Below are 18,820 nucleotides of genomic sequence, written 5' to 3' on the forward strand. Positions count from 1 at the left end.
CTTGAGTTTTAGGCTCAGCTCAACCCGCCGTCGCACAACACGCTGCCAAACACGTCGCTATCCACATTCCCGCCACACAAGACTGTCCCCACGCGCTTTCCACCCTTCGGCCGATCCATCAGCAGCGCAGCCAGGCCAATCGCCCCCGCACCCTCCGCCACGTTATGCGTGTCGACGAAGTAAGCGCGCATCGCCTCCTTCACCGCCTTGTCATCGACCATCAGAATACGATCCATCCCCGCCTTCAAGATCTCCAGCGTCGTCTCATCCGGCTTCCTGCAAGCGACACCATCGGCGATCTCGGTGGTCGACTCATGCTCCCGCACATGCCCCGCCGCAAACGACAACGCATAGGCAGGTGCATGGGTCGACACCACACCCACCACCTTCGTCTTCAACCCCAGCGCATTCCGCGCCGCAATCGTCCCGCACACACCCGACCCCATCCCAATCGGCACATAGAACGTCTCAAGCTCCGGGCAAGCAGTAAACATCTCCCACGCATACGTCGACACGCCCGTTACCAGCCGCAGATCAAAGCTCGGCACGCGATGCCAGCCAAACTTCCCCTCCAGATAAGCCGCATGTTCGCTTGCCTCCTGAAAGTCGTTGCCAAACTCCACCAGCTCCGCACCCAGACACCGCATCGAACGGTTCTTCTCCGGGCTGTTTCCAAACGGCACCACGATCACCACCCGCAGTCCAAGCTGCTTGCCGGCAAACGCCATCGACTGACCATGATTCCCGCGCGTCGCCGACACCACCGTCTTCACCTCTGGCCGCTCATGCCGCAGCCAGTCCATATACACCAACCCGCCGCGAACCTTGAACGCGCCCACCGGCGTATGGTTCTCATGCTTCACCCAAACCTCAACCGCCCCGGCGATCTGCGAAGCCCGTTCATTCAGCAGCGGCCAGCTGTACTGTGGCGTAGCCGGCATCGTCTTGTAGATCAACTCGGCCGCAGCCTTAATCTCATCTAGCCCCGGCAGTACCTTCACATCACCTAACGTCATCGTGCCCTTTCCTTACCTCAACCAAAGTCGAATAAAACGTTGCGCCGCCACCAATATCGGTCAGCGTCTCCGACGTCAGCGCATTCACGTTGGCGCGGTTCCCCGAGAGATCGTTGCCCAGCTTACTCCAATCCAGCCGCGCCGCCACCACGCCCGCCGACACCTGCGCGTTCACCAGCGCCCTCAGCGTAATGCTGCCGCGCCCGTTGAACACCTCCACCGCATCGCCAGTCGCAATCTGTCGCGCCGCCGCATCGGTCGCGTGCATCTCCAGTACGCCCGCCGTGCGCTTCTCCATCCGCTGATGCAGAGGAATATTCGCAAACGTCGAGTTCATATAGTTATCCGCCTTCCTCGGCAGAAACTCCAGCGGATACGGCCCCTTCGCAGCGTTCGCGCGAGACTCCGTAGGCGCAGCAAACACCGGCACCGGTAACAACTCACCCCGCCCACTCGCTGTCTTGAACCACACCGCCGTGCTGAACGGCAACACGTCGCCCTTCGCATCAACAGGAAGCCGAAGCGCAACATGCCCCTCCCGCTCCAACCGCTCCCGCGTAATCCCGGCAAACCACGGATGCTCCGTCTCGAGCGCCTGATCGATCAACTCGTCCTCGCGATCGTCAAAGCACGCCTCTTCAAATCCCATGCGCCGCCCCAACTCACCAAACATCGCGACGTTGCTCCGCGCCTCGCCCAGCGGCGCAATCGCCCGCTCGCTCACCTGCGCAAACAGATGCCCATACGCACCCTGCACATCCTTCACCTCAAGAAACGTCGGCGCCGGCAGCAGCACATCCGCATAGTCCGCCGTGTCAGTAAAGAACTGCTCATGCACCACCGTAAACAGATCGTCACGCCTCATGCCGCGCAGCACATCGTTCTGGTTCGGAGCCACCGCCGCCGGATTCGAGTTATACACAAACAGCGCCTTCACGCGCGGCCCAGTTTGAGCCCCAGCCTTCGCATCGTTCCCAAGCGTAGTCAACGCCTGACCAAGCTGGCTCATATTCACGACACGCGCCGGCCGTCCCAACGGACTCGCCAGCATCAACTCCGGCATCTGCAGCGCCCTCTCGTTGAACGGAAATGAACCCGACGTAGAGAGCAGCAATCCGCCGCCTTTGTACTTCCACGCACCGGTTAACAACGGCAGCATACAAACCGCCCGCGCCGCCGTCCCGCCATTCTCACTCCGCTGAATCCCGTAGTTCAACCGAATCACCGCCGGCCCGGCGACGTTTGAGCCCTCAGCGTTATTCCCTGCGTCCGCACGCCCCGCCGCAGCATAAGCCCGAGCCAGCCGCACAATCGCCCCCGCATCGATCCCCGTAGCCTTCGCCACACTCTCCGGCGAGTACTCCGGCTTCAGTGCATGCGCCCGCAGCTCCTCAAATCCGTTCGTGCACGCATCCACATACTCGCGATCCTCCAGCCCCATGCTCAGAATCACGTGCATCAACCCCAACGCCAGCGCCGTATCGGTCCCGGGATTAATCGCCAGATGCTCATCCGCCAGCGCCGCCGTCCGCGTCCTGTACGGATCGATCACCACCAGCCGCGCCCCTTTGCGCCGTGCCTCTTCAATAAACGGCCACAGGTGCACATTGTTCCCATGAATATTCGCACCCCAGGCAATCACCAGCCCGGCATGCGCGAAGTCCTGCGGAACCGTCCCCAGCTTCACTCCATACACAGCCTTCAGCGCCGTCCCACCCGCCTCCGCGCAGATCGTCCGCGCCAACTGCGAAGCCCCAAGTCGATGAAAGAATCTCCGATCCATCGACCCATACCCAAGCTGCCCAATCGTCCCCGCATAGCTGTAAGGCAGCACACTCTCCGGCCCAAACTCCGCCGCAATCTTCGTCAGCTTCGCGGCAATCTCGTCCAGCGCCTCATCCCAGGAGACCCGCTCAAACGCATCCGCCTCACGCCCCTGCGGCAGCGACCCCTTCGCCACGCCCTTTCGCCGACGCATCGGATACAACAGCCTGTCCGGCGAATAAACGCGGTCCAGATACTTCGCCACCTTGCCGCACAAAAACCCGCGCGTCACCGGATGCGAGGGATCACCCTGCACCTTCACCGCCCGGCCCGTCAGCTCATCCACCGTCACCAGCACGCCGCACGAATCCGGGCAGTCATGCGAACAAACCGCATGAACAACCTTCATCGCGCTGGAAGGCGCGGTCGTTTCCAGAGGATTTGCAGCCATTCCACTATTTTAGTCTCAATAGCCTGCTACCCTGCGCAATCACCGTTGTATGCTGCTCCCAACACCGCAGCCCAGCGACAAACCCATGCCCCGCCATCACCTCTCCTCCCCAGCCCGTCTCGAAGCCTTCTCCGACGGAGTCATCGCCGTCATCATCACCATCATGGTGCTCGAGCTCAAGGTCCCCCGCCAGGAGGGCGTCGCCGGACTCTACTCCGTTCTCCCCACCCTCGCCATCTACGCCATCTCCTTCGCCTTCACCGGCATTTACTGGATCAACCACCACCACCTCGTTCACCGCACCGAAGAAGCCGACGAGCTCGTCCTCTATGCCAACCTCTTCTTCCTCTTCTGGCTCTCGCTCCTGCCCTTCTTCACCTCTTACGTCCTCGAGAAAAAACTCGACTCCTTCTCCGTCTTCCTCTACATCGCCTCGATGATCTTTACCGGGTTCAGCTTCCTTCTGCTGCGCCTCTCCATCGCCCGCCGACTCCGCATCGCCAACAAGCTCGAAGCGGAGGACACCTCCGTCCAGCGCAAAAACCAGCTCTCCCTCTTCGTCTATCTTGTCGCCTTATTCCTTGCCTTCTCCCACCCTCACCTGGCCCTCGGCCTCTGCGCCTTCGTCACGATCATCTGGATCACCCCCACCGTAGGCGTCAAGCCAACCGAAGACCTCGACAACACCCACTTCAACCGCGATTAGTCTCCGCTACAAAGCCGGCTCGCGAAGCATCTCCGCATCCACCCTCTCGGTCGATCGCCGTTCCAAGCGATCCCGAAGCACCATAAACGGGCGCTCCACCAACCCGTACAACACCCCGGCCCCCAGCAGACATGTCACCGCATAGACCACTACGGTCTTCGCATCCCGAGCCTTAGTAAGCGAGATCAGGTACCTCCGATCCAGATGCGCGACCTCTTTATGTGTGAGATAAAGACTGAACGCAAGCGTAGCCAGCAGCCGCGACCCAGGCACTCTAAACCGACTCAGCCATCCATCGCTGCTTACGCTCGAAACCACCAGCAACCCCAGCCCGGCTGCAAGCAGCGGGTACCCAATCACCGTCCCCCATGCCGCAGCCTTCGTCGCATCGCCCATCCCATCGCTTCGGAACATCCAGCAAACCGCGCCCGTAAAGGCGATCCCTACAACCAACGCCGCGTGCCCTCTGCGGGCCAGCCACGACCACCCTGCAGGCCGGAAGATCCGTACCAGCGCCAGCGTCACCCCCACCACCAGCCCATCAAGCCGCGAGTAGGTTGGATAGTAGAGATATCTGTAGTAAAACGTTCCGAAGTCATCCGGCACCACGCGTCCACTCCATCCCGACGGCGCAATCAGAGGCAACAACTTGTAGCCGCGAAGGCAGATTCCAAACAGAATGACGCCGCCGATCAACAATGCCGTCTTCCGCAAAGATGGCCTCCGCATCACCCAGATCACCAGCAGCGGAAGCACCAGATAAAAATGCTCCTCCACACACAGCGACCAGACATGCGAAAAAGCATGCTGACTAAAATCGACGAAAAACAAATTGACGGTAAACGTCAAAAACTGCCACAGCGGCGGCAGTACCGAAGACTCCCGCCACCCGGGAAACACAAGATAGATCCACAAAACAACAACATAGGCCGGAAGAATCCGATACGCTCTGCGCCGATAAAAACTCCAGATCGAAGGTCTATCCCCAGACGCGTACGGCTTCAGCAACTGCAGGCCGATCAGATATCCGCTCAGCACAAAGAACAGATCGACCCCCATCCAGCCAAACTGCGCAACCACCGCCATGCTCTCGGGAAGAAATGGTTTCAGGTGATACAACATCACAGCCACAATCGCGACCGCCCGCAACGTGTCCAGCCCCGGCAATCGCCCTGAGTTCGATCGTGTCATTAACATCCTTGTCAAAACAATAACCGGCAACTCCTCTTCTCTCCGAAGACAGATCGAAGACTATCCGGTGGGTGCTCAGACAGTTACTGTAGAAGATCCGGGAAACCAAATCTTCCACCGACATGGTCTACTATCAATCCAAACTTGACACGGCATTCTATGAAGCAACCACACGAAGCAACGCTAAACCAGACAGCTCCCCCTTCGAGGTCTCCCATGCCACTGCGTTCCTCTCTCCGCCTTGCTGCCGTCTTATTCGTTCTCCTCGCACCGCTCACCCTCACCGCGCAAAACCCGGATCGTCTCCACACCGCCTCCCGCCAGGAGCTCGACGTCATCAAGGTCCTCCTCGCCCAGGAGGCAGCCTGGAACCGGGGCGACCTCCCCGCCTTCGCCAACGGCTACAAAGACTCCCCCGACACCCTCTTCATCACTCACCAGATCTCCCGCGGCTACGCCGGCCTCCTCGACCAGTACAAGCGCGACTACCCCACCCGAGCCGCCATGGGCACCCTCTCCTTCTCCGAGCTTGAGGTCCACCCCCTCGACGAAAACTACGCCGTCTGCATCGGCAAGTACCACCTCGAGCGAGGCAAGAAAGACGGCGGCAACGCCGGAGGCATCTTCTCCCTCATCTTCGAAAAAACCACCGACGGCTGGAAGATCATCATCGACCACACCACGTAGTGCAATCGTTCGACCTCATCGCCCTCTCCTACTCCAACTTGAGATCCGTCATCTCGACTCTCCTGCTTGAAAGCCGTCATCTCGACCGAAGCGGCGGACAGCTTCATCGTCCGCCGCGCAGTGGAGAGACCCCCGCATTTGCCTTGCTCCGCTGTGCTTCTCCTTTGGTGTCATTTTGAGCGAAACAAAGAACTCCCCGCGTCCCATCTCTCTACCTCCGATCGAAGGCCGACAGTACGAGACCCGCTAAGCCTCCCCACTCAACTCCGCGATCAATCCCTCCAGCCCAGCCCGCACCTTCGCACTCATCCCCTCAAACAAGAACCCCGCCCCCCGCGTCCTCACCATCCTGCTGGTCCCTTCACACCGCAGCACCCGCTCATGCGCCCGAAAGATAATCTCAACCGGCGTCCCCGGAGCGAGCCGCAGCCGAGCCTCCGTCTCGATGTAGCACCCACCCTGGCTCACATCCAGCACCCGCCCGCGAAACAGCATCGTCCCATCCTTCACCATCACCTCGGCCCATGCATCCACGGCGTAGCGCGTATGCTCCCGCCGCTCGACGACCCCCTCCAACGCCACACTCCGCCGCTCCTCCTTGCCCTCAAACTGGCCCTCAATCTCGTCCACGCCCGCCTCCCAGAGATCTCGCTCATCCCGCAAAGCGAGGACGGCTGATCCAGTCATCGGCGCAAATCGCAAAAACATTACAGCTTCGAAGCTTCCTGCGTCCACTGCTTTCAACCCACCACCCACCCATCAAACCCGCTCCGCAAAATCACCCACACCCGGCAATCCAACCCCAACCATCCGCCGTACCTCTTACTAGCGTGTGGCTGTGCAAGTCGAGCCCAGCGGAGGCACCGATGAAATGCACAAAATGCCACCACGGCAAGCTCTCGCGGACCAAGCGCATCGGACTCCTCGAGGACAACCTTCTCCCCCTCTTCGGCTACTTCCCCTGGATTTGTTCCACCTGCAAGCAGCGAGTCCTTCTCAAAAATCGGGGCGAACGCAGACGCGTCAGCCGTGACGAAGATCCGACTCCATCCGCCCATCCACAAAAAAACGGCCTCCACCAGGTACAGTGAAGGCCGTTCAATCTCAACTCTGAAACTCTCAGATCTGAAGACTCTCAGACCGTCATAATCTCTTTTTCCTTGGCCTTGAAGAGATCCTCCACCCGCTTGATCTCCGCATCGGTCAACTGCTGAACCTCTTCGTTCGCGCGCTTCTCGTCATCGGCCGAGATCAGCTTGTCCTTCGCCGCCTTCTTGATCTGGTCGTTCCCATCGCGTCGGATATTCCGGATCGCGGTCTTATGGTCCTCCAGCGTCTTGTTCAGCTGCTTCACCACATCTTTTCGCCGCTCCTCGGTCATCGGCGGCACCGGCACCCGAATCACCTTCCCATCGGTCATCGGATTCAGTCCCGTCCCCGACGTGCGAATCGCCTTCTCGATCGCCGACACCATCCCCCCGTCATAAGGCTGCACCAGAATCAACGTTGGCTCCGGCGTACTCACCTGCCCCATCTGCGCAACCGGCGTGTCCGTTCCGTAGTAATCCACCTTGATCTGGTCGAGCATATGCACATTCGCCCGCCCCGTCCGCGCCGAAAGCAGATGTCCACGGAAGTCTTCCACCGTGCTCTCCATCTTCGTCTTCAGCTGCTGATGCGTGCCCTTCAACGCCTCGATCCCTGCCATTGCCGATGCCATACGTTCTCCTCCACTGCCATCCGATATTTTACAGAGACGCAACCAACCACGCGAGGCGAGCCGTAAAAACCTATGTCCTGCCGGACGGGCCTCCTGCGCGGAGGGCGGTCACTTCGTGACGCGTATACCGGTCTTGACAGGATGATAAGCATAGGGCCTCCCGCTGGTCGGCGATCTTCCCCTCCGAGCATCGCGAGGACCCAGGCAATTCAATTCGCCCAAACAGGTACACAAGTCACGAAGTGACCGCCCCACGCGCAGTGGGGCCGTCCGGCAGGACATAGGTTTTTACGGTCGATCCCCAACAACGCGTGCGCCAAACAGCGCAATCAACAACGCCGCCTGATCCGGGCTGATCTACCGCTATCTACTGCGCCGCCCCAACCTCCACAATCATGAAGCTCCCCGGCTTTGCCTTCGGACGCCCAGAAGCCGCTCCAGGCTTGACCTCTTCAAACTCCATCGTCGGCAGATAGATCTTGTTGGTCGTTGGATCGATCCCCAGCGTCTTCGCTCCATAGGGAGTCTTGACGATCTGCTCAACCTCAAATTTCCCCGATCGCTCGCCAGTAACTACAAGGGAACCATCGCGACAGCTTGCGAATCCCTGCCCCGCCTCGAACACAGTCGCATCGACGCCCGCTCCGATTGGCAGATCGGAGAGGACCTTGCCGTCTTCCGTGCTCATGACGATCATCTTCTGGGGCTTGCGGCAGCCGATAAACAAGCGGTGCGTCTTCTTGTCCAACGCCATCCCCACGGGGTGGCCGCCGGGCGTAACCGGCCAGCGTGCAACTACCTTCTTTGCCTCAAGATCGACCTCCGCGACTACGTCCTTGTCCTCCAGGTTGATGTAGACCTTTCCGGTTCCATCCGAGGCGAGAAACTCCGGCGCCCCGCCCAGCTCCAGCGGCGGATCGATCTTGCCGCTCTTCGGATCGATATCCGGTTTGAACGACATCAGCACGCCCTTGTCTCCCGAGACAGCGAGAATGCGGTCGAGTGCAGCGTCGTAAATAATGCCGTCCGAATCGGGCACCGTTGCCAGCGTCCCAAGCACGGCATACGTCTTCAGATCGAAGATAACGATAGCACCCTCTCCGCCGCCATCCGTGATGAAGCCGCGCCCCAGCGACGGGACGATCGCCACGCCATGCGCAACCTTCTGCCCCGGAATATCTCCCAGCACCTTCCCTGAGCCGGCGTCGATCACCATCGTGTGGGTCCCGCGCGGGACAAACAAGCGGTGTGTCTCGGGATCGACCGTCAGATAGTCCATTGCGCCTTCTCCGCCAATGTGCCATGTTTTGGTCACCTCCCACTTTGTCTGCGCCATAGCGGGCAGAAAACCGGCGATCAACAGCACCGCCAGTGACATTACAACCATTCGCATCGTTCGCATTGATATCTCCTGGCTGGATCCGATGCACCCAATCAACAGCCAAAGTGCATTCGATCGACAGCAGAAGCAAGGTAGCATTGAATGCTTAATTTTCGCTGAATGCGCGAGGCGAGCCGCAGAAACCTATGTCCTGCCGGACGGGGCTTACTGCGCGTGGGCCCCGTCCGGCAGGACACAGGTTTTTACGGTCGATCACCAAACAACGCGTACGCCAAACAGCGTAATCAGCAACGCCGCCTGATCCGGGCTGATGATAAAACGTCACCATTCGTCCAGACTACATTCGTCCAGACTAAAGGAGCACTAAGTTCGGTGTCGATCTCCCCCAGTCTCGCGAGATCAGAACCACCCTATTCCCTTCAGCCTGAAAAGGCTTAGGAGTCCGCTTCCGGATCCACTGGTCCCATCCCCAACCCGCGCCCCGCCTTCTTCTTTCGCGCCGGATACGCCTTCGCCGCCACCGGAGGAGCCATCGTCTCCTTCACCAGCGCCTCAATCCCGCGCCAGTACTTCAAGTCCGCCGGTCGCGCACTCGGCACCGCCTGCCGCATCCGGCAGTACCACAGCGACCACTCCAGCTCCTTCGCACTCTTATTCTTGATCGCAGCTTCAATCCGCGTCACTTCAGAAAATGGCGGCATACCTCTTCATCTTATAGACCCAGGGAACAAGCCGCGCCCTAACGCAGCTCCCGCAGCCTCCGGCAAGCCTCCACCAGATCCTTATCCTTTTTCGCAAAGCAAAACCGCAGCAGGTCCTCACCCTTCCCCGGCCTGAAGAACGCCGACCCCGCCACCGAAGCCACTCCCGTCTTCGCCAGCAGCGCCCTCGCCTTCTCCGCCGCCGTAGCTCCCGGCAGCCCAGCCGCCGAAGCCAGCACATAATAAGCCCCATCCGGCACATGCGGGGTCATGTGAACCTCCCGGAGCGCCTCCACAATCATCGTTCGCTTCACCTCATGCTCCATCGCCAGCCCACTGTAAAAATCCTCCCCCAGCTGCTCCACACCATCCGCTACCCCCTGCTGCATCGGAGCCGGCGCACACACATACGTCAGATCATGAAAGTACCCAATCGACCCCAGCCATCTCGCATCGGCAATCAGATACCCCACCCTCCACCCCGTCACCGAAAACGTCTTCGAAAACCCCGACATCAAAATCGTCCGCTCCCGCATCCCCGGAATCGCCGCCGGACTAAGATGCGTCGCCCCTCCATAAACAAAGTGCTCATAGATCTCATCCGTAAACACGAACAGATCGAACTCCTCCGCAATCTTCGCCAGCCCCTCCAGCTCAAACCGCGTAAACACCTTCCCCGCTGGATTCGAAGGCGTATTGATCACCATCCCCCGCGTCCGTGGCGTAATCGCCGCTCGCACCGCCGCCAGATCCAGCCCCCAGTCCGGCGCCGTCAAAGCCACTGCCACCGCCGCCACCCGCAGCGAGCTCAGCGTATTCACGTGATACCCATAGAACGGCTCAAACACCAGCACCTCATCGCCCGGATTCAGCAGCGCCATCGCCGCCGCCTGAAACGCCCCCGTCACCCCACTGGTCACCAGCACCTCACGCTCCGGATCAACCACAATCCCCAGCGTCCGTTCCACCTTCCCCGCAATCGCCTTCCGCAACCGTGGAATCCCATCCAGCCGCGTATAGATATTCAACCCATCGCGAATCGCACGAATCGCCCCTTCGACCACCACCTCCGGCACCTCCGTGTCGCACACTCCCTGCGCCAGATTCACTCCACCCATCGCATCGCACGCCACACTCATCGCGCGAATCTCCGACTGCACCAGCCGCGGAGCCAGTTCACTCAGCCCCAACCTTGCCGAAACCTCAACCTGTCCCATAGCCCGATCCCCCTTTTGAGCCCATAGCCCAGAGTGAAATCATCTTACGTCCAACCGCCAACAAGCAATCCAATCCCGACCAGCGGGAGGACCACGGAAGGTCAATCTCACGCAAGGAGAAAATTGCATAGATCTCGCGGCTGGGGAGTCACACTGCACTTTGACCTTCCAAATCACTGCTGGAACCGGCCGTTTCAAGGATGCTTCCGGGACTCTTACGTTGAACGAGAGGGTAGTGCCAGTGTTGGCCGATGCCCTTAACAACCCTGTCTTTTTTGCTGCTACGGGAGAGTTCACAGGAACGGTCTCCGGAGTAGGCAGAGAGGCGGATTACCAAGAGGATCGACAATAGGAAGTCATATTCCTTGGAAGTTGCGCTCGCTCCGGGCGTAGCTTCCATGGCGAATCGCCAATGCCTCATCGACAAACGAAGGTCGCTCACTTGTCCGTGTAGTCGGCTTCTCGGACAAGTGATTCCCCTGTAGTTCCTTGAAAACGGGATTATAGGAAACGTCGATGATTGAACTTGCCGAAATCCTGACTTTGCGTGAACCTCGGCCAGCCGGACTTCCCGAGTGTTTTCATCTAAGCATCGGTTGACTTGGCCTAAACTTGGTGCGAGGTCCGACCGTCGTGAAACTTGCCTCATGTGTATTGCTGTTCACTGCGTTTTTCCGCATTCCTGAACCGGGGACACAATCAGCACCGAAGTCCGAACGGCCAACCGAATCGGAGCATCTTCTAGGGCCAAACGGCATGGCCGGATGGACGCTGAACTATCCCAATCCCGACCGAACCGACGAGCGTTATCCACGAACCTTGATACTGAGCCGACACGGGCGCATCATTCGTCGATTTGTAGGTGAGCATTACGTTTGGAAATGGATCTTCTGGGCGGATGGTCATCAAGTCGCCTATGAAGATGGTCCTCCCCACTTTGTAATGCGCTGCGTTCTCGCCGACGTCGCCACAGGCCGCAGGATAGCCGATGTGGACTGTTTCAGTGAACTACCTAGTGATGCCCCACACTGGTTGAGGAAACTGGAGGACGCAAGGTAGCTCGCTACAACGATAGGCCGATTGGACCAAGGGCTGCATCGCCGTCAACGATAGCGAGATCGAGGAAATCTGGCCTCTGTTCCTGACGGTACGTCACTGAACATATTGAACGAAGTTCGCGTAAAACGAGGTTATCGGCAACTTCACACTGAATCAGCTCTCTTTTCGCGGCCGGTTAGCTCTCAGCAATAAAGCGATACCCAATGCAATGGCTATACCACCATAAACCGTCCACCTAGTCTGTCCAGTCATGAAACTACCAGGCAGTACATTGATCCCTTGCAGGAACCAAATGACGCCCGCTAGAACCAGAAGACTAGCAACGATATTCAGTGTGATCCTCATCATTCCTCCCGTGCCCGCACTTCGGAACAAAGGCCATTGTGGCCGCACAGCTGTACATATTACGGAAGCGCAATTTAAGCTCTCCAAGATGAATCGCTTGGAAAACCTCGGATGCAGTTAAAGAAATACCAGTTTTCCGGCAATTTCGACTGGTTCGTAACCGGACTTGCCGCAAACCGGACTTTGCGGGAACTACGGATTACTTCCGGTTTGCCCGTCACTCGGGACAATCGCCAGACGCCAGAAAATGCTTTCGCCTCCGGTTTTGCAGAACACCCGGGGTAACGTAAGATTCCCCAGGAGAAGGGTCGGCCATCCTTCTGACGGCTTCTTCGAACGCGCGCCCCTATCCTCTGTTCCGCTCCACTCTGCGCACCAACGCGCGCCCGAAAAAGCACTAGCGTCATCCAGACACAATTCATGTCCGGAAGGTACTTTCTGGCGAGAGCTACAAAGGCTGTTCTCGCAGCCTATTTGTCGCTGAAGGACTTGTTGCTTTCTTGGCTTGTCTACTTTCGACAGTAACTGGATGCAGACGGCCACGCTTTGCGGTAGAGCATCGGGGATTTCGTAATCTAACTCAGAGCAGGTCGATTCGCCGGAGGAGCTCTTGAAAACGATGGTCGGAGCGATAGCGATCAAAGATCGGATCGACGGCGAGGTATTCCATCCAGACAGCGTGATCGCGATACGCGGCTTGCAGCCATTTGAATGTGTCTTCATCGCTTTTCAACGCTGCGTAGATCTGAGCCAACCCGTAGGGCGAAACGTAACGCTTCCTCGAGATTGTCTCCAGTTCGTGTGAGATTCGGAGTGCTTCACGCCTCCGCCCTGCCGCTGCAAGGGCAACCGCGACCTGGGCCGTGTAAAGTGGGCTACCCCCTGACAGACTCGCAGCCAGCTTCAGCTCACTAACGCCCTCGCTGCGTAAGCCTGCCTGAACGTAGCCCTCGCCCAGCAGAAGGTGTGCAGCTGCGAAGTTCGAGTCCTGCTCAACAGAGTTTCGACCTTGTTCGATTGCATGGGAATAGTCACGGGCCTGATAGTATCGCAGTGCCACCCATGTGCTGATCATGAGATTAAGTGGATCGAGTTCCAGTGCACGGCTGGCTTCGGCAAGCGCCTCGTCATGGCGGCTCTTGATGGAAAGATAGTCTCCGTACCAGTGGTGCGCATTTGCATATTGAGGATCCAACTCCAGAGCACGCTTGAACTCGGCCTCGGCTCCAGCCCAATTCCAACCATGGCTGAACACAAGTCCCAGGGAGGCATGGGACTCAGCCGATTGTGGGTCGATCTCCACCGCCTTGCGAGCGGCCGCGTAAGCTTTCGGAAGCGCCTCGGCCGGGGATTTGAACCCGTGCCACGCAAGTCCGCTGTTGCAGTCGGCCAACCCGGAATATGCCGCGGCGTAGGTTGGATCGTTGTCAATGGCCTGCTGAAAATAATCCTCCGCCTTTTGCATGCCGTCGGCTGTTCGCTTGTTCCAGTGGTAGCGACCTTTCAAATACGCCTCGTATGCTTCAGGCCTTGGCTGCCGCGGATTTGCTAAACGTGTTTTCTGTTCTTCCGTGAGAGCGATGTGTATTTGGCTCGCGATGCTCTGCACGACTGAGTCCTGCACAGCTAGCAGATCTTTGAGTTCGCGGTCGTAACTCTCGGTCCAGAGGTCTGTCTGATTTTGAGCCTCGACGAGTTGGACGGTGATGCGTACACGGTCCGACGAGCGGCGGACGGTGCCCTGGAGAAGATAATCCGCGTTCAGTTCTTTACCGATCTCTTTCGCGGCCAGAGTGGTGCCTTTGTACTTTGCAACCGAACTGCGGGCTATCACGGTGAGTCGATCCCGATTCAGCTTTCCGGTCTGGGCGATCATTTCTTCAGTCAGACCGTCACTGAAAAACTCCTGGTCGGGATCGCGACTCAAGTTTTCGAATGGTAGAACAGCAAGGACTATCTTGCCCTGGGAATGGGTGGGCGGGTTCGATGCTCGTCGCCAGCCCCAAACTACCAGGAATGACAGAAGGCACGCGACTGAGAGCAAAGCGGCCGCTCCAACGAAAAGCCACCTGTAGGACTTGCGATTCGCCTGTCCGCTTCCGGCATCCGTCGTCTTTTCCGCCGTGCGATCCTGATCTGGCTCGACTAAACGCAGTCTTCGGGCTTGTAACCAACTATCGAGTTCCGACACGAAATCCCGGTCGCTGGTGAGAACACCCGCTGCCTCTGGTTCGGAAGCTGCGCTTGGTTCTTTGGGAGTAATAACCAGCGCGACGAAGCGATACCCCTGCCCGGTCACGGTTTGTATGAACCGTGGGGTCTCGGCGTCATCCTTCAGGACTTGGCGAAGCTTGCGGATCGCGCCCCGGATACTGTTGTCGGTATCCAGGAAAACACCCTGGCCCCAAACCCTGGAGACGATTTGATCCCGAGTAACAATCTCGTCCCGGTGTTCAAGCAGTAGGAGAAGGATCTCGAACGGGATACGCTCAAGCTTCAGCACATGACTACCATGGCGAAGCCTCCGAGGACGCAGATCAACCTCGTAGCCCTCGCCGAACCGGATCGGTTGCTCCACTCCAGCTAGCTCGGAAGCCATGGCACACCCCATGGAAGCTGAGTGATTCTACACCACATCGGTAGAGGCTGACGCAAGTGGAACCCACGCTTGTCTTTAGAGCGACACAAAACATAACGCCGCGACACACTCTCCGATATGGACAACAGCCTTCGTTGCCGCAAATATCCCGATCACCACTGCCCGAAAGCCAGTGAAGAATCAGGAGGAAGCACAATGAAAAAGATACATGGCGACACAAAGAACCGGGTTCTCGGGCTATGCATGTTGATCGCGACTCTATTCGGGTCTGCCGTCGCGAAAGCCGATGCCGTATTGGACTGGAACGTGATCGCAGTGAACACAGCGGTCACGAACCGCCAGAACCCATTCGCCCAAGCACGATACGCGGCAATCGTACAACTCGCTGTATTCGAATCCGTGAACGCCATCACGGGCGAGTATCATCCCTATCTCGGAACGATCGTAGCACCGCCAGGTGCATCCCCCGAGGCTGCAGCCATCCAAGCTGCCTATCGCGTGCTTAGCACCTATTTTCTAGCTAGCGCCTCGACCCTCGACGCCGACCGCGCCAACTCCCTCGCGTTTATACCGGACGGTCAAGCCAAGACCGACGGCATTGCCACGGGTGAAGCCGCAGCTGTGGCCATGATCGCTCTGCGCGCAAACGACGGATCGTCGCCTCCGCAATTCAAGATACCGGGGCCGCCGGTTCCGGGGGAATGGCAAGCCACACCGAGTTGTCCAATTGTGAATGGAGTCGCTGTCGGAATTGCGTTTCAATGGCAAAACATAACTCCGTTCGGCATCTCGAGTGTTAGGGAGTATCTCCTCGACCCACCGCCAGTGCTCACGAGCCGCGAATATGCGAAAACCTACAACGAGGTGATGACGGTGGGAAGCATCGACAGCAGAGAGCGACCACAAGATCGCGCGAATGTCGCGCTCTTCTATGGCGCGTCCTCGCCAACTCAGGTCTTCAATCAGGTCGTCCAGCAGGTTGCGCAGGAGCGGTGGCATTCTCTGACCGAAAATGCTCGTGCGCTGGCCGTAATGAACATGGCGATGAATGACAGCTTGGTCGCGGCATTCTTCAACAAGTATCACTACAATTTCTGGCGACCCGAAACAGCGATCCATGCTGGTGACACAGACGGCAATCCGAAAACCGATCCTGATCCCAGCTTTGTCCCGTTTGTCACGACTCCATGTTTCCCGAGTTATCCCTCCAACCACGGCAGCGCGGCGAATGGCGCAGCCCAGATTCTTAAACGCATATACGGTGAAGGTGGGCATTTCATAACGTTGTCAAATCCCGCCGTGCCCAACATTGTGTTGCAATACACCACCTTCGACCAGATCACCGACGACATCTCCGACGCACGTGTTTACGGTGGGATACATTTTCGAACCGATCAGGTCGCAGGCGAGCGCCTGGGAAACGCGATAGGCAAGGCCGTGTACAAGAACAACCTACGTCGCATGCACGATGACGACTGAGCGCTCAGTTCGAGAGCGATTCGCCATTCGTGTCCTGCGATAGACCACCGCATTCGACGGTAAACCGCTGAAATCGCTGCGAAACAGCCCATTACCGCTTGCATCCCGGCCCCGGCCCACGTATACACGGGCTTTAGGCGACGAGAATCCTTTGGTAACGTCGGGCCGACTTTAAGAGCAACTCTGAAGGAGGGTTTATGCAAATAAACCTACAGCGAGTGTCAACCGACACGCAAGAAAATGAGTTTTCATGCGCATAGTCTCTCGCGTCTCCGAAAGACCTACTCATCTCACTTTTCGGAAACTACGATTTTGAACTTGCCACAAACCGGACTTTTCGGGAGCTAATGTCGATTTATGAAGGTCTCGGTTGATGTTGGGCATCGAACCGGACATTGGTTCGAACTGAGCGAGATGCTGAATCGGCATTTTGGAATTGGGCTCGGGGCTCGGGAACAACCGGTAGTCATTTCATCGCAATGCCGTGGGGACGTGAGGTGGTGGCGGTGCTGACGCTCATTCGGGCAAGGACCGTACTGCTTCCAGTTCCTGGCGCAAGGCACGAACTCGTGACGAAGCGGAATCACGATGAGGTGCCGAAGCTAGTCGTGGAGGCATTCCGATTATTCGCTTCCGGTTCTAGATCGGTCACCGAACCTGAACAAGCGCCATGAGTGCTTTTCCGAGACACTTCCCAAACGAGGACTTCTAGGGCGCTCAGTTGGCGCGAAAGCAATCCGCACTCACTGAAGCACGGTCTGTCCCCAGAAATTGACCTAATGCTACTCGAAGAGGGAGATGGCGACTCGGAGATCGGCGGCCAGGCGCCTGAATAGCTCCTGTACGGTGCGGAGCGCCAGGAACTGGTCTGTGACGGCTCCGAGGCGATCATTTTTTCGATGGCCTCAATGTCGGACGCGACAGATGCAAGCTTTTCGTTCAAGAGATCCACGAGGGCTTGTTGCATGGCGAACAACTACGTGTTCTTATCGAACGCTGTCCGCATTCCATAGATGGGCGTTTTTGATGAGCGGAGCATATACATGCTTTATCGCTATCGGCATTCCCATAGCTGTACGCACTCATTTTGTCGGCGCGTAGGCGTTCATGCAGTTCTCAATCGTCCAAGATTACCATTCATCTATAGGACGTAATCTCGAAGTGTCTGCTGTTCTCGTCATCGTGCCGACGAGACACCAACCTGCTGGGCACACAGATCCTTCCGCGCTGGATCTGTGTGCCTGGTCGGGTACTAGGCTGACTTCGGGATCAAACCATGTGGATCGATCACGAACTTCTTCGCCGCCCCCTTATCGAAGTCCTTGTATCCCTTAGGAGCATCGTCGAGGCTGATGACCGTTGCATTTACGATTCTCGCGATCGGAAGCCGATCGTGGAGAATCGCCTGCATGAGCTGCCGGTTGTATTTGAGCACGGGAGTTTGACCGGTATAGAAACGGTGCGATTTCGCCCAGCCGAGTCCGAACCTCATGCTCAGATTCCCGGTCTTTGCTGCCTGCTCTTTAGCGCCCGGATCTTCGGTGACGTAAAGGCCAGGAATGCCGATAGAGCCAGCGGCTCGCGTGATCGTCATGAGGGAGTTGAGGACGGTTGCAGGCGCCTCTTCTCCGTGCTGGCCGTGCGCCTTTGCCTCGAAGCCGACTGCGTCGATGGCCGCGTCTACTTCGGGCTTCCCCACGATCTGGGCGATCTGATCTTCGAGAGAGGCGTCTTTGGTCAAATCGATAGGCTCGTAACCGACCGACTTGGCATGAGCCAGCCGCTCAGGGTTCATATCGCCGACCATGACGACAGCGGCACCAAGAATATAGGCCGATGCGGCTGCGGCCATGCCAACGGGACCGGCCCCGGCAACATAGACAGTTGAACCGACGCCGACGCCTGCATTGACCGCACCGTGAAAGCCGGTAGGAAGGATATCGGTCAGCATCGTGAGATCCCTTAGCTTCTCCATGGCCTGGGCCTTATCAGGAAATGGAATCAGATTGAAATCAGCGTAAGGCACCATGACGTATTCCGCTTGACCGCCTACCCAGCCCCCCATGTCGACGTAGCCGTATGCTCCACCGGCCCGGCCAGGATTCACATTCAGGCAGACGCCCGTCTCCTGAGCCCTACAGGTGCGACAGCGGCCGCATGCAACGTTGAACGGGACGGTGACGAGATCGCCCATCTTGATGTACTCGACGTCGGTCCCAAGTTCTACGACTTCTCCTGTGATCTCGTGACCAAGGACCATGCCAGTCGGAGCAGTCGTCCGACCTCGGACCATATGCTGGTCGGAACCGCAGATGTTGGTGGAAACAACTTTGAGAATAACTCCATGATTGATCTTCTTACCGTTCGGATTTTCGAGCTTGGGATAGTCGATGGATTGAATTTCGACGTGGTTCGGTCCGAGAAAGACCACTCCGCGATTGGAGGCCATAAAGAATCCTTTTCTGCTGCTAGAGCAAGTGCGGGTTGCGTTGCGATAAGAATTAATCCGGCGATGCTCTGCTGCGGTTGCAGCTCGACCGCCA

At 58.0% G+C, this 18,820-nt stretch carries 15 protein-coding genes; 5 read left to right on the plus strand and 10 right to left on the minus strand.

The annotated features are described in order from the left end of the window. Positions 1-14 precede the first annotated feature (14 nt). Both RBB81_RS04085 and RBB81_RS04090 read right to left on the minus strand, forming a co-directional pair. Positions 15-1,016: a threonine dehydratase gene (locus RBB81_RS04085; RefSeq protein WP_179580458.1), complete on the minus strand. Its 1,002-nt coding sequence runs from the start codon at positions 1,014-1,016 to the stop codon at positions 15-17. Continuing rightward, a complete protein-coding gene (locus RBB81_RS04090) occupies positions 1,003-3,231 on the minus strand; it encodes a molybdopterin-containing oxidoreductase family protein (protein WP_179580460.1) in 2,229 nt (742 codons plus the stop codon). The genes RBB81_RS04085 and RBB81_RS04090 overlap by 14 nt, the downstream gene beginning before the upstream one ends. 49 nt (positions 3,232-3,280) lie before the next feature. On the opposite strand from RBB81_RS04090, the gene RBB81_RS04095 reads away from it, so the two are divergent. Then, on the plus strand, positions 3,281-3,937 hold the full coding sequence (locus RBB81_RS04095; protein ID WP_353072806.1) for a TMEM175 family protein: 657 nt from the start codon (positions 3,281-3,283) through the stop codon (positions 3,935-3,937). A gap of 6 nt (positions 3,938-3,943) precedes the next feature. On the opposite strand, the gene RBB81_RS04100 is transcribed toward RBB81_RS04095, so the two are convergent. Further along, on the minus strand, positions 3,944-5,128 hold the full coding sequence (locus RBB81_RS04100) for an acyltransferase family protein (RefSeq protein ID WP_353072807.1): 1,185 nt from the start codon (positions 5,126-5,128) through the stop codon (positions 3,944-3,946). A gap of 216 nt (positions 5,129-5,344) precedes the next feature. Here RBB81_RS04100 and RBB81_RS04105 point away from each other — a divergent pair, with 216 nt between their 5' ends. Beyond that, positions 5,345-5,815 (plus strand): YybH family protein, encoded by a 471-nt coding sequence (locus RBB81_RS04105; protein WP_179580463.1) that lies wholly within the window; start codon positions 5,345-5,347, stop codon positions 5,813-5,815. A 246-nt stretch (positions 5,816-6,061) separates the two neighbouring features. On the opposite strand, the gene RBB81_RS04110 is transcribed toward RBB81_RS04105, so the two are convergent. Continuing rightward, positions 6,062-6,523: a PilZ domain-containing protein gene (locus RBB81_RS04110; RefSeq protein WP_179580465.1), complete on the minus strand. Its 462-nt coding sequence runs from the start codon at positions 6,521-6,523 to the stop codon at positions 6,062-6,064. A 158-nt stretch (positions 6,524-6,681) separates the two neighbouring features. On the opposite strand from RBB81_RS04110, the gene RBB81_RS04115 reads away from it, so the two are divergent. Further along, positions 6,682-6,906, plus strand: a complete 225-nt coding sequence (locus RBB81_RS04115; RefSeq protein ID WP_179580467.1) for a hypothetical protein — start codon at positions 6,682-6,684, stop codon at positions 6,904-6,906. A 44-nt stretch (positions 6,907-6,950) separates the two neighbouring features. Here the strand turns inward: RBB81_RS04115 and frr are convergent, their stop codons facing one another. The 4 genes from frr to RBB81_RS04135 all read right to left on the minus strand — a co-directional run bounded on the left by frr (position 6,951) and on the right by RBB81_RS04135 (position 10,795). Continuing rightward, complete coding sequence (gene frr / locus RBB81_RS04120; RefSeq protein WP_179580469.1) at positions 6,951-7,535, minus strand: ribosome recycling factor; 585 nt, start codon at positions 7,533-7,535, stop codon at positions 6,951-6,953. A 367-nt stretch (positions 7,536-7,902) separates the two neighbouring features. Beyond that, on the minus strand, positions 7,903-8,937 hold the full coding sequence (locus tag RBB81_RS04125; protein ID WP_179580471.1) for a YncE family protein: 1,035 nt from the start codon (positions 8,935-8,937) through the stop codon (positions 7,903-7,905). 374 nt (positions 8,938-9,311) lie between these two features. Next, positions 9,312-9,578 carry a hypothetical protein gene (locus RBB81_RS04130; RefSeq protein WP_183790906.1) on the minus strand — a complete coding sequence of 89 codons (267 nt, stop codon included), beginning with the start codon at positions 9,576-9,578 and terminating at the stop codon, positions 9,312-9,314. A 38-nt stretch (positions 9,579-9,616) separates the two neighbouring features. Then, positions 9,617-10,795, minus strand: coding sequence for a pyridoxal phosphate-dependent aminotransferase (locus tag RBB81_RS04135; protein WP_353072808.1), 1,179 nt, complete (start codon positions 10,793-10,795; stop codon positions 9,617-9,619). Positions 10,796-12,310: 1,515 nt separating this feature from the next. On the opposite strand from RBB81_RS04135, the gene RBB81_RS04140 reads away from it, so the two are divergent. Next, on the plus strand, positions 12,311-12,484 hold the full coding sequence (locus tag RBB81_RS04140) for a hypothetical protein (protein ID WP_179580479.1): 174 nt from the start codon (positions 12,311-12,313) through the stop codon (positions 12,482-12,484). Between the two features lie 295 nt (positions 12,485-12,779). On the opposite strand, the gene RBB81_RS04145 is transcribed toward RBB81_RS04140, so the two are convergent. Beyond that, positions 12,780-14,798, minus strand: a complete 2,019-nt coding sequence (locus RBB81_RS04145; RefSeq protein ID WP_353072809.1) for a winged helix-turn-helix domain-containing tetratricopeptide repeat protein — start codon at positions 14,796-14,798, stop codon at positions 12,780-12,782. Between the two features lie 195 nt (positions 14,799-14,993). Here RBB81_RS04145 and RBB81_RS04150 point away from each other — a divergent pair, with 195 nt between their 5' ends. Beyond that, positions 14,994-16,277, plus strand: a complete 1,284-nt coding sequence (locus RBB81_RS04150; RefSeq protein WP_353072810.1) for a vanadium-dependent haloperoxidase — start codon at positions 14,994-14,996, stop codon at positions 16,275-16,277. Positions 16,278-17,529: 1,252 nt separating this feature from the next. Here RBB81_RS04150 and fdhA read toward each other — a convergent pair. After that, positions 17,530-18,726, minus strand: coding sequence for a formaldehyde dehydrogenase, glutathione-independent (fdhA, locus tag RBB81_RS04155; RefSeq protein WP_353072811.1), 1,197 nt, complete (start codon positions 18,724-18,726; stop codon positions 17,530-17,532). Positions 18,727-18,820: the final 94 nt, after the last annotated feature.

Source organism: Tunturibacter gelidoferens (assembly GCF_040358255.1).
GTDB classification, from domain to species: Bacteria; Acidobacteriota; Terriglobia; order Terriglobales; family Acidobacteriaceae; genus Edaphobacter; species Edaphobacter gelidiferens.